General features: G+C 59.9%; 11 protein-coding genes. 7 read left to right on the top strand and 4 right to left on the bottom strand.

Features of this window, described 5'->3' with window-relative positions; all coding sequences use genetic code 11:
* Positions 1-26: 26 nt before the first annotated feature.
* Positions 27-1,478 carry an NAD-dependent succinate-semialdehyde dehydrogenase gene (locus BMX75_RS01060; RefSeq protein ID WP_092824490.1) on the bottom strand — a complete coding sequence of 484 codons (1,452 nt, stop codon included), beginning with the start codon at positions 1,476-1,478 and terminating at the stop codon, positions 27-29.
* A 57-nt stretch (positions 1,479-1,535) separates the two neighbouring features.
* On the bottom strand, positions 1,536-2,951 hold the full coding sequence (locus tag BMX75_RS01065) for an APC family permease (protein WP_092824491.1): 1,416 nt from the start codon (positions 2,949-2,951) through the stop codon (positions 1,536-1,538).
* A 238-nt stretch (positions 2,952-3,189) separates the two neighbouring features.
* Here BMX75_RS01065 and BMX75_RS01070 point away from each other — a divergent pair, with 238 nt between their 5' ends.
* The 7 genes from BMX75_RS01070 to BMX75_RS01100 all read left to right on the top strand — a co-directional run bounded on the left by BMX75_RS01070 (position 3,190) and on the right by BMX75_RS01100 (position 9,645).
* Positions 3,190-4,608 (top strand): aminotransferase-like domain-containing protein, encoded by a 1,419-nt coding sequence (locus BMX75_RS01070; RefSeq protein WP_092824492.1) that lies wholly within the window; start codon positions 3,190-3,192, stop codon positions 4,606-4,608.
* Positions 4,609-4,703: 95 nt separating this feature from the next.
* Positions 4,704-5,387 (top strand): transglycosylase SLT domain-containing protein, encoded by a 684-nt coding sequence (locus tag BMX75_RS01075; RefSeq protein ID WP_217639850.1) that lies wholly within the window; start codon positions 4,704-4,706, stop codon positions 5,385-5,387.
* 57 nt (positions 5,388-5,444) lie between these two features.
* A complete protein-coding gene (locus BMX75_RS01080) occupies positions 5,445-6,638 on the top strand; it encodes a M24 family metallopeptidase (RefSeq protein WP_092824493.1) in 1,194 nt (397 codons plus the stop codon).
* Between the two features lie 116 nt (positions 6,639-6,754).
* Positions 6,755-7,126 (top strand): hypothetical protein, encoded by a 372-nt coding sequence (locus BMX75_RS01085; protein WP_092824494.1) that lies wholly within the window; start codon positions 6,755-6,757, stop codon positions 7,124-7,126.
* A 184-nt stretch (positions 7,127-7,310) separates the two neighbouring features.
* Positions 7,311-8,429 carry an alkene reductase gene (locus BMX75_RS01090; RefSeq protein WP_092824495.1) on the top strand — a complete coding sequence of 373 codons (1,119 nt, stop codon included), beginning with the start codon at positions 7,311-7,313 and terminating at the stop codon, positions 8,427-8,429.
* 124 nt (positions 8,430-8,553) lie between these two features.
* Entirely contained in the window at positions 8,554-9,015 is a 462-nt protein-coding gene (locus BMX75_RS01095; protein WP_092824496.1) for a TspO/MBR family protein, read from the top strand.
* A gap of 33 nt (positions 9,016-9,048) precedes the next feature.
* A complete protein-coding gene (locus tag BMX75_RS01100; RefSeq protein WP_092824497.1) occupies positions 9,049-9,645 on the top strand; it encodes a cell division protein ZipA C-terminal FtsZ-binding domain-containing protein in 597 nt (198 codons plus the stop codon).
* Positions 9,646-9,660: 15 nt separating this feature from the next.
* Here the strand turns inward: BMX75_RS01100 and BMX75_RS01105 are convergent, their stop codons facing one another.
* Both BMX75_RS01105 and BMX75_RS01110 read right to left on the bottom strand, forming a co-directional pair.
* Positions 9,661-11,250, bottom strand: coding sequence for an ABC-F family ATPase (locus BMX75_RS01105; protein ID WP_092824498.1), 1,590 nt, complete (start codon positions 11,248-11,250; stop codon positions 9,661-9,663).
* Positions 11,251-11,330: 80 nt separating this feature from the next.
* On the bottom strand, positions 11,331-12,197 hold the full coding sequence (locus BMX75_RS01110) for a sirohydrochlorin chelatase (RefSeq protein ID WP_092824499.1): 867 nt from the start codon (positions 12,195-12,197) through the stop codon (positions 11,331-11,333).
* Positions 12,198-12,210: the final 13 nt, after the last annotated feature.

Raw genomic sequence — 12,210 nt, forward strand, 5'->3', positions numbered from 1 at the left:
TTAGCAATGTCTTGAACAATGCTGACTTACAAGCCGCCTACGCAGACGTACTTGAGCTCGGTGAACTCATCCAGCCCATGGTGCGAGCCTTCGCGGCCAAGGCCGGACTCTTTCACGCCGCCGAACGGCGCCAGCTCGGTTGAGATCAGCCCTTCGTTGACGCCGACCATGCCGTATTCCAACTGCTCCATGGTGTGCCAGATGCGGCGATAATCCGTGGCGTAGAAGTATGCGGATAATCCAAAGGGCGTGTCGTTGGCCATCTGGATAGCCTCTTCATCGCGCTGGAAGCGGAACACCGGCGCGACCGGGCCAAAGGTCTCTTCGTCGGCCACGGCCATTTGGGTGGTTACGTCCGCCAGTACCGTGGGGGTAAAGAAACGCTCGCCGGCGGCGTGAGGCTTGCCACCGCACAGCAGGCGCGCACCCTGATTCAAGGCGTCGTCTACATGGCGCTGAACTTTGTCGACTGCCGCCTGGTTGATCAGCGGGCCGATGACGCTGCCCTCGGTCAGGCCATCGCCGACTTGGAGGGCCTGGACACGCTCGGTGAGCTTGCTGACGAACGCCTCATAAATACCGTCCTGCACCAGGAAGCGGTTGGTGCACACGCAGGTCTGCCCGGTGTTACGGAATTTAGACGCTATGGCGCCATCCACGGCGGCGTCGATATCGGCGTCGTCAAAGACGATAAAGGGCGCGTTACCGCCCAGTTCCATGGCGGTTTTCTTAACCGTGCTGGCACACTGGGCAAGCAAGTGCTTGCCCACCGGGGTAGAGCCGGTAAACGAGACTTTGCGCACCCGTGGATCAGTGGTGAGCACTTCGCCCACCGCTGCCGGTTTCGATGCCGTCACCACATTGATGGTGCCCGTCGGCAAGCCCGCTTCCAGCGCCAGGTAAGCGGCCGCCAGGGCGGTGAGCGGCGTGGCTTCGGCGGGTTTGATGACCACGGTGCAGCCCGCGGCCAGGGCCGGGGCGCACTTGCGGGTAATCATCGCCAGCGGGAAGTTCCACGGGGTGATGGCGGCGACCACACCGACCGGCTCGCGCAGCACCAGCAGGCGCTTGTCCGCGCCGTGGCTGGGCAGGGTTTCCCCGGCCATGCGCTTGGCTTCTTCAGCAAAAAACTCAATGAAGGAGGCGCCGTAAACGACTTCGCCCTTGGCTTCCGCCAGCGGCTTGCCCTGTTCCAGGGTCATCAGGCGGGCCAGGTCATCGGCGTGCTCATGGATCAGCTCAAACCAGCGGCGCAACGAGGCCGAGCGCTGTTTCGCCGGTGTCGCGCGCCAGGCGGGTCCGGCCTCGTAGGCGGCCGCCACGGCATCACGGGTATCGTCAGCGCCTAAATCGGCCACCTGGGCAATCGTCTCGCCGGTGGCGGGGTTATCCACCACGAAGGTCTGCTGGCCCTTGCGCCATTCGCCGCCCACCAAGGCAGGTACGCCATCATGCAACCACTGTTCGATAAAGCTCATACATTGCTCCTGAAAAGCCTTGGTCTTGAAAACATATCTCGACGACTTGGCAAAGGTTTATAGATCCGCTCGCATATGGCGATCGCTATAGTCACGCCCGTAGGTACGCAGCGCGTGCATATACAGGCCGATACCGAGCAATACCCAAACGGCAAAGATCGTCCATTCCGCAACGCCCAGCGCTGCCGGGCTACCCGGTAGATAGAGACACGCCATGCCGAAGGACAGAATGATCGCCAGCGTGCCGCACAGCTTGCCGTTGCTCACCTTGAAAGGACGAGGCATATCCGGCTCGCGCACGCGCAAGACCATGAAAGACACCGCCACAAACAGGTACGCCAGCACGATCCCCAGACCTCCCGCGTTGACGATCCACACAAGCGCAGGGCGACCGAACAGCGGCGCCAGGCAGGAGAGAAAGCCCATCAGAAAGATAGCGTTGGTGGGCGTTTTGTAGCGCGGGTGCAGCTTGGCGAACGTGGCAGGCAACATGCCCGCATTGGCAAGCGCATAAATGGCCCGCGAGCCACCAATGTAGAACGCGTTCCAGCTGGTAATGATACCCGCAATACCGGCTATCACCATCAGGTTACCGGCCCAGGACGCATTAAATAGACGTTCCATGGCATCGGGTACGCTGAGCGAACTGGCGGCGATCGCGTCGCTATCCAGGGCCAGGCTGGTGGCCAGAATAATCAGCGAGTACCACACCACGGCCAGAATCACCGACACCATCAGCACCTTGCCGATTGCCTTGTAAGGCAGGTTGATCTCTTCCGCGGCCTGGGGGATGACATCAAAGCCGACAAACAGAAACGGCACCATCACGATGACCGCGATAATACCCGCCATGACACTGCCTTCAGACTGCGAAAACAGCGGCATCATGTTGGCGGTGTTACCCTCAAACAGCGAGCCGGTGACGAACATCACCCCGACTAACAGAATGACGCCAGTGACGACTTTCTGCAGCAGTGCGGCGGTACTTACCCCGAAGTAGTTGATGATCATCATGGCAATCGAGCCGCCCACGCCAACCGCGACCCAGGTAGCTTTGACTTCCCACCCGGCGATGGTCCACAAATGCCCCACCGCATAATTCGGTGCCAGGTGTTCTACCACTGTCGGCAAGGCCACCGCCTCGAACGCGACCACGCTCAAATAGCCCAGTATGATGGCCCAGGTACAGAAGAAAGACGGCCAATGGCCAAGCGCCCGGTAGCTGTAGACATGCTCGCCGCCAACTTTGGGCATGGCCGAGGCCAGCTCCGCATAGGTCAGGCCAACGAGTACAATCGCTAACCCGCCGATAATAAAAGCGAGAATGGCCCCTACACTGCCAGCCGACTGAATCGCGGTGCCGGTGAGGACAATCCAGCCCCAACCGATCATGGCACCAAATGCCAGGGCTAATACGTCACCGCGGGCCAACACCCGGACGAGCTTGGCTTGTTCTGAAGAAGACGTTGTCATAACACAGAGTCCTGCAATTTATTGGAGGTTGTCATCAGCGCTCTGAGGCGCGGTTTCTGAAGCCTGTCAAAAACAGTATAAGCGCACGCTAGCAGGCGGCAGACACAACGCGAGTGGACCACTTCGGTTTTCGACTAGACCACTATTACAATGCACTGAATAGGTGCAAACTATATCGGCGACTTTCGTCGCACAGCCCGGTAATAGCCGCCTTAACGCACAACAGGAGACCTTCAAGATGGACCATAAGGAGGCTTTGCACCACTTTGCCCATCTGTATGCCCACCAGCCCCAGCAGCTAAGCAAGCAGGTACGCATTGAATTGGCGCTGCGTCAGGCGATTACCCGACAATGGCCCACCGGGCTTCGGTTACCCTCTCACCGTGCCCTGGCAAGCACCGTGGGCGTGGCCCGCCAAACCCTGGCCCAGGCCATCAAGACACTGCTCGATGAACAACTGCTGAAAACGGCCCATGGTCAGGGCACCTGGACCAACAAGCCCTTGGCCGCGGCGACCCAAGTGCCAACCCGCCTTCAGCTTTCCGAGCGTGCCCAGCGCGTATTGAGCGGCCCCGGCGCCAGCATGATTCAAAACGGGTCCTTCGTCCCCGGCATTCCCGACATTGCCCAGTTCCCGATGCGCAAGTGGCGTCAGCTTTATGCAAGCGTGACGGTGCCGCAGAACGCCCTTCTGCTGTCTTACTCCACCGGCGGCTATGGCCCGCTTAAGCGAGCGATTCGCGATTTTCTGGCACGCTGGCGCAAGGTTCACTGCGATACCGAACAGATCATTATCACTGACGGTACCCATAATGGCATTGAGCTATGCGCCATGGCGCTTGCAGACGTGGGGGATAGTGTTGCCATTGAATCACCCTGCTACTGGGGAGCGCGCAATGTGTTCAGCGCCGCAGGGCTTACGATTGAAATGCTGCCGTGGCGGCCTGACGAGGGCCACCGGCTACCCAGTGCGTTGAATGCGAGCCCCCTGGTCTATCTGACCGGCTCTCATCATTACCCACTCAGCGTACCCACTAACGCCGAGCATAAGCGCCGCCTCTGCGATGCCTTATCGCCCACCTACGTAATCGAGGACGACTACGAGTTTAACCGCGACGACCACGCCAACCTGCTCTTCGACCCGCGTTCCGAGCGCCACTTGCTGGTTGGTTCGTTTTCCAAGATGATGTTCCCTGGGCTGCGCCTGGGCTATCTGGTGGTCCCCCGGCACCTGGCCGAACCGATGAACCGCCTGCGCAGTGAGCTGTTCCGCGAAGGCCGCATGCTGGATCAAGCCGTGCTGGCGCAGTTCATGTTTGACGGCGATCTGGATGCCTGGTGCCACCGCATTCAGCGCGACTACCTAGGCCGCCAGCAGGTGCTGCATGATCAGTTGCGCACCCTGCCGAAGGTGCGCAGTGTCTCGATGCCAAGCAGCGCCATCAGTCTTTGCATCGAGTTTGAGCCGGGCATCAACGATGTACAGATCGCCCAGACATTATTAAAAGAACATTTGGTAGTGCGCCCGCTGAGCCCGGTATGCGCCAAGCACGATCCGAGGGTTGGCCTGGTGATGGGTGTGGGGATGCTCTCGGGAGAAACATTAGTGCGTGAAGCCCAACGCCTGCGTCGCTGTCTAGAGGCTTTGTTGCGCTAATGGCTGAACCACGCCCCCGATGATTTACCCACAGACTTTCCAACACTTATCCACAGCGCATTATCGACAATCATTTATTCACAAGGACGCCTTTCATGCTTCGCCCTGTTGTTGATGGCTTTCGCCAAAATACGTCGGCGCTACCGACGTTCCGCCTCTGGGTAGCCCTCGCCTTGGTGCTGGTGCTCTCGGGCTGCGCCACCTTCGCGCCCAACCCGCCCCAGGATCAAAGCAATATCTGCGAAATTTTCCGCGAGCAGCCGACCTGGTACGACTACGCCCAGGAATCCCAGGAGCGCTGGGGAACGCCCATTGCCACGCAGATGTCGTTCATCCAGCAGGAATCGTCGTTTCGCAGCCATGTTCGTCCGGACCGCAAATACTACCTGGGCTTTATCCCCGGCCCGCGACCATCTTCCGCCAAAGGTTACGCCCAGGCGCAAGACCCGGTGTGGGGCGAATACGAGGATCAGGCTGGCAGCCTGTTTTCCCGCCGCACGCACATGAAACACGCCACCGACTTTATTGGCTGGTACAACCAGCGCACCCGGGCACAAACCGGTATTTCACTGAGCAACCCCGAACATCTTTATCTGGCCTATCACGAAGGTGCGGGTGGCTACCAACGCGGCAGCTACCGGGGTAAACCCGCCGTACAGCGAGCGGCCAGGCAGGTGGCCACCCGGGCCAGCCGCTACCAGTCGCAACTCAACAGCTGCGAGGCGGAATTCCAGTGCCGCAAATTTTATCAGGTGTGGCCCTTCTGCCGTACAGGTTAGCGGGTGCATTCTGGCGGTTGGCTCCTATACTGACCCTACCTAATGTTGGAGGCCGCCATGGATTATCATCACTACCGCGAAGCCCTGGCCGAGACACTCGCCCAGAGTGAACTGCCCTTTCCGCACGGCGAATATCAGGCGCGCCTGGACAAGGTGCGCCGCGCGATGGCGAGCCGCGGGGTCGATGCGCTGCTGCTGACCGATCCCGCCGATATCAATTACCTGACCGGCTACCATACCTTCGAGGTCTCGGTGCATGCGTGCCTGGTGTGCACGCCGGAGCGCCTGGTGCTTCAAGTCGCCTCGATTGAAACCGGCGCAGCGGTTGTCACCGCACGCGTGGACGAGATCATTGGCTATCGCTGGGAAAACGCGGATGAAATTCTCACCCCGCTTGCCGACCTGCTTGCCAACTGCCAGCGCATCGGTATCGATGGCTGTAGTAGCGGGCTGCGCGTCGGCGTCATGCACGCCCTCGCCGACGCGGTGGGCAAGGAACGCTTCTGCGAGGCGGGCGACCTGCTGGATGCGGTCCGGATTGTGAAAAGCACCGCCGAGCTCGACATGCTGCAGGAGAGTGCCCGCATCACCGCCGCCGGTTTAGAGGCTGCCATGCAGGTCATTCGCCCCGGCATGACCGACAACGATATCGCCGCCGTTGGCGCCAAAGCGCTGCTGGAAAACGGCAGCGAGTTTATGAGCCTGCAGCCGATTGTGACCAGTGGGCATCGTATCGGCGTGATTCACGTCAATCACAAACGGCGCATTATTCAGCCTGATGAGCCTGTCTTTCTGGAGTTCGGCGCCGCCTATCAGCGCTATACCGCACCCATGATGCGCACGGCGGTCACCGGCACACCCAGTGCCGCGCTTTCCGCCACCCGTGACCTGTGCCGCTCGATGTTTGAGGCGCTATGCGCCGCCATGCGCCCTGGCAACACCTTTGACGATGCCGCCCGGGCCGCCGATGCCCTGCTGGCACCCCAGCGCGACCAGCTGTTTTTCTCCGGCGTGTTTGGTTATGCCGTGGGCGCGCAGTTTCCACCCAGCTGGGTGGAGGGCACCGGCTATATCGCCCAGGGGCAAAGGCGTCAGTTTGAGGCCAACATGGTCTTTCACCTGCCGCTTTGCCTGCGAGTGCCAGGGCAATGGGGCGTCGGGCTCAGCGATACGGTGGTCGTCACCGAGCAGGGCGCCAAGCCACTGACCACTAACGACTGGCAGCTTTACCAGGCGGCTAATTCAGCCTGAAAGCGGCCCCTTATAGCCGCTGCATTGACAGGCTGATTGACTAGCGCTATCGTCACCACAGATGAGAAATACTATTTTTCGCATTTAACCATTGGCGACAGTGTTAGGTCATTACCATGAACAGCGAGCAGCGGCAGCTTCGCCACACCATCATGTTCTTGCGCACCTCGTTTGAAGCCGTCCAGCACTCCATTGCCGGACGCCTGGACGACCCGCTCCCCTGCTGGCTGGATACCGGCATGCTCTCGATGCTATCCCGCGAGCTCACCCACTGCTGCCAACAGGCAAAACCGTTGTTTGCCCCCGCCGTCACCGAACAGCTATACATCGCTTCACAGCAGTGCGAGCTGTTGCTCAGACAGTGCCCCGGGGTGCTCAGCAGCGCCGTCTGCCACCGCCAGCTCGCCGCCATCATGCTGCCGCTATCCTCAGCGCTACAGCAGATTGATGCGCCCGCCAAACGCCGCTGGCCCTGGCAGCGGGAATGACAAAAGCCCCACTATCAGCTCTATAGCCCCGCTTTGATTTTCAAAGTGGGGCTATTTTTATTTTGAGGAAATAAGATAGTACGCACGGATCCCAAAGATTCAGCACAACTGTTGGCATTAACTAGTAAACTGGTCTATTCTGTCGGCCACTGCTCAACATCAGAGTTCAAAAGGAGTTTGTTTAATGGCTTACGAAACGCTACTCGCTGCCACGCAGCTTGGCAGCCTGTCGATCCCTAACCGGGTGATCATGGCGCCGCTGACCCGGGCACGCACACCTGACAGCGTGCCGGGCAAGATGCAGGAAGCCTATTACGGTCAGCGCGCCGGTGCTGGCTTGATTATCAGCGAAGCGACCAATATCTCGCCTACCGCACGCGGCTATGTGTATACCCCCGGCATCTGGACCGACGAGCAGGAAGCTGGCTGGAAAGGCGTGGTCGATGCGGTGCACGCCAAAGGCGGCCGCATGGCGTTGCAACTATGGCACGTTGGGCGCGTTTCCCATGAAATGGTTCAGCCCAATGGTCAGCAACCGGTCGCGCCCAGCGCGCTGAAAGGCGAAGGTGCCCAGTGTTTCGTTGAGTTTGAAGACGGCACCGCCGGTCAGCACCCCACCAGCACGCCCCGCGCGCTGGAAACTGACGAGCTCCCGGGTATCGTCGAAGACTATCGCCAGGCGGCTGAGCGCGCCAAGCGGGCAGGCTTTGACATGGTCGAGGTCCACGCGGCCAACGCCTACCTGTTGAACCAGTTCCTGGCCACCGGCACCAATAAGCGTACCGACCAGTATGGCGGCTCGCTGGAAAACCGGGCGCGCTTCCCGCTGGAAGTGGTCGACGCCGTCATCGACGTTTACGGGGCCGACCGGGTCGGCATTCGCATGACGCCCTTTATCGAGCTGTTTGGCCTGACCGACGATGAGCCGGAAGCCATGGCGTTCTACATGGCCGATCAGCTCTCCAAGCGCGGCCTGGCTTACCTGCACCTGAACGAGCCCAACTGGGCCGGGGGCGACATCCAGTTCCCTGCTGGCTTCCGCGAGCAGATGCGCGAGCGCTTCAGCGGTCGTCTGATTTACTGCGGTAACTATGATGCCGCGCATGCCGAAGCGCGCATCAGCGAAAACACCACCGATGCCGTGGCCTTTGGCCGTCCTTACATTGCCAATCCGGATCTGCCCGAACGCTTCCGTGTGAACGCCACTCTCACCGAGCCCAACCACGAGACCTTCTACGGCGGTGACGAGAAAGGCTATACCGACTACCCGTTCATGAATAATGGTTACGACCGCATGGACTAAGTAGCGGCCTTAAAAAAAGCCGCTTAATAATGAAAAGCATCACTTCGGTGGTGCTTTTTTTGTGTCTAGCGACGGCAAAACGCTGCTAGGCTGTTGATTCTTAAGTTTGAGATACAGGTGATGAATGCTCACTTCGCTATTCGCTTTACTGATATCGCTAGCCCTGGTGGGCATTGCCGCGAGCACCGGGGCACGGTTCAGGCCCGATAGCTGGTACCGCGAGCTCAACAAACCCGCCTGGACACCGCCAGATATCGCGTTTCCCATTGCCTGGGGCATTCTTTACCTTTTGATGGCGATTGCCGCGTGGCGCATCTACATGGCAGAGGACTCGGCCTGGCGCACCGCTGGCTTGACCGTTTATGCCCTCCAACTGGTGGCAAATGCCGCCTGGTCGTGGCTGTTTTTTGGCCGCAAGCAAATAACCGCCGCACTAGGCGATATCGCACTACTACTGGTGCTGATCATGCTTGCCATCATTGTTTTTGCTAAAGTAAGCGCATTAGCGGCATGGTTAATGGTGCCCTACGCACTCTGGGTAGCCCTGGCACTTGCCCTCAATGCGACTATCTGGCGCCGCAATTAACCCGTGATTGGCGCGCAAAAAAGGATAAAAACCATGGAGACAACACCGTTAGTCACCTTATTGGCAATCGGCTCTTTCGTATTAGCGCTAGTCGCCTTGGCCCTGTTTATTTACGTCATGCGGCAGCGTCGTCAACCGCCGATAGACACTGCCGCTTCCACGGAGGAACGCCCCTCCCATGAAGCCACTTCACCGCCACCGCCCGAGGAAACATCTTCCTCATCGGCAAAGCACTCCGGCAAAGTGGCCCAACACTCGCTGTTCGTGATTTTTTCGAAACCCGATGAGCATACCGATCAGCGCCTTGCCGAGTGGCTGCGCGAGAAGGAGGCGACGTTCGACCCGATCAAGAAGGTCTTTCACATCGCTGGCGAGCAACCCACGAACCCCATCACTATCGCCAATGCATTTCCGCCCGGGGAAATGCCCGACCTGCTACGCAATGAAACCCACGAGCCGATCAAGGGCATCAGCCTGTTGGTGAAACCACCGCTGCGCAAGCGCCGCAATCAACAGATGCATGTCTATGTGGCACTGGCCAAAGAAATGCAGACGCTGTTTACCGGCGATATGCTGGATGGCGACCGTGAACCTGCCACCGACGCCACCTTCGAACGCATTATTGGCTAGCGCCTGCCGAGCGGATCAGGCAACGCCCTGGCTGCGCAAATAATCGTCATAGCTGCCGCTGAAGTCGACGATGCCCTCCGGCTGCATATCGATAATGCGCGTGGCCAGCGACGACACGAACTCGCGGTCATGGCTGACGAACAGCAGGGTTCCCGGGTAGTTTTCCAGGGCCAGGTTCAGCGCCTCTATGGACTCCATGTCCAGGTGGTTGGTCGGCTCGTCCATCAGCAGCACATTGGGCTGAGTGAGGATTAACTTACCGAACAGCATGCGCCCTTGCTCGCCGCCGGAAATCACCTTGACCGATTTATCGATGTCGTCGCTGGAAAACAGCATCCGCCCGAGCGCGCCGCGCACCACCTGCTCACCGCCCTGTGTCCACTGGCCCATCCATTCAAACAGGGTGGCATCCACGGCAAAATCGTCGGTATGGTCCTGAGCGAACACGCCAAGCTCGGCGGCTTCGGTCCACTTCACTTCCCCGGCATCCGGGTGCAACTCGCCGACCAGGGTTTTCAGCAGGGTCGTCTTGCCAATGCCATTGGGCCCGATGATGGCGATCCGCTCGCCAGCTTCAACGGTCATCGACAGGCGCTCGAACAGCGGCGTCTCGCCGTTATAGCCTTTGCTGATATTGTCCACATTCACCGCGTTACGGTGGATCTTTTTATTCTGGTCAAAGCGGATAAAGGGGCTAACCCGGCTTGAAGGCTTGATATCTTCCAGCTTGATCTTGTCGATCTGGCGCGCCCGCGAGGTGGCCTGCTTGGCTTTCGAGGCGTTGGCCGAGAAGCGGCTGACAAACTGTTGCAGCTCGGCAATCTGGGCCTTTTTCTTGGCGTTGTCCGAGTGCTGACGCTCGCGCGCAGCCGTCGCCGCGGTCATGTAGTCGTCGTAGTTACCCGGGAAGAGGGTGATTTCCCCGTAATCCAGGTCCGCCATGTGGGTGCACACGCTATTCAGGAAGTGGCGGTCGTGGGAGATGATCACCATGGTGCTGTTGCGCGCCTTGAGCATGTCCTCCAGCCAGCGGATGGTATTGATATCCAGGTGGTTGGTAGGTTCGTCGAGGAGCAGGACATCGGGGTCCGAAAACAGTGCCTGAGCCAGCAGCACGCGCAGTTTCCAGCCGGGCGACACCTCACTCATCGGGCCGGTATGCTGTTCGATGGGAATGCCCAGCCCAAGGAGCAGCTCGCCCGCGCGGGCTTCGGCGGTATAACCATCCAGTTCGGCAAAGCGCACTTCCAGATCTGCCACCGCCATGCCGTCTTCTTCGCTCATTTCCGCCAGGGAATAGATCCGCTCGCGCTCGGCGGTGACCGACCAAAGCTCGTCGTTGCCCATGATCACGGTGTCGATGACGCGCTCGTTTTCAAACGCAAACTGGTCCTGACGCAGCTTGCCCAGCCGCGTGCTGCTATCCAGCATCACCTGGCCGGACGTCGGTTCGAGCTCGCCGCCCAGAATCTTCATGAAGGTGGATTTGCCGCAGCCATTGGCGCCAATCAGGCCGTAGCGATTGCCGTTGTTAAACTTGACGGAGACGTTTTCAAACAGGGGCTTGGCCCCGAACTGCATGGTGATATTAGCGGTTGCGATCAAGATCTGGGCCCTGGGTATGTAGAGTGCGCATCGAAAGGCCCGCGATTCTACGCGCTCTTGAGCCCTGTTACACCCATCGCCTAGTGTGCCGCATCGCCGGGGGCCGACAACGCCAGCAGAAAGCGTTCGCCATCAAGCGCTTGGCGCAGGCGTGTGTGCAGGATATCGACGATGCCCGGATGCTCACCTACCAGCTTGGTGGAGACGATACTCAACCCTGGGTGGCGCTGTTCAGCCGCCGCGCAGATCTCGGCAATATCGCCGCCTTCCCCCGCGTGGCGCCCGGGTGACAGAAACAGCATTGCCAGGATCACCGGCCCGGCGTGAAATTCGGATCTATCCAGCAGATTTTCCAGCAGCGGTTCGTTAAAGCGGTACTCATCGCCCTCGCGGCGCTCCATAGAGGCGGCGACGACGCTGGCAGCATCATCGCCCAGCAGCACACTCAGTTGGCCTGCCAGGCGGTTGCGCACGGCGGTGACCTCAGGGATCGGGCTGCCATGATCCACCAGCGCGACCCTCGGCGTTTGGCCTGATGCGGATTGCTCACGAACGTTGTCGGCCAACAGCTCGGCAAGGCGCAAGTCGTTATCGCCCAGTTCATCGACCAGCGGCTGGGCCACGCGCACATTAACGTTAGGAAAACGCTCCTGCATGGCGGCCATCCGCTCCGGCAGGTAACCGGTCAGCGCCTTGCTGGGGCCGAAAAAGAACGGCAGCACGATAATCTCGTCGGCGCCCTGCTCAGCCGCCCGCTCGGCAGCGGGGCCCAGCGTTATCGCGGGGATGCCGTCCACCTCTTCAGCGGGGATCTTGTTGGAGTGGAGGAGCGAGGCTGCCTGCACGGTCTCGCCCATGAGCTCGCTGAGAGATGCCGCCACACGCCGCAAGTTATGCGTTGCCTGGGGCCTCAGGGAGCCGTTATCCACCAGAAAGATTGCGCGCATGCCTGCCTCCTTT

Source organism: Vreelandella subterranea (genome assembly GCF_900111305.1).
GTDB lineage: Bacteria > Pseudomonadota > Gammaproteobacteria > Pseudomonadales > Halomonadaceae > Vreelandella > Vreelandella subterranea.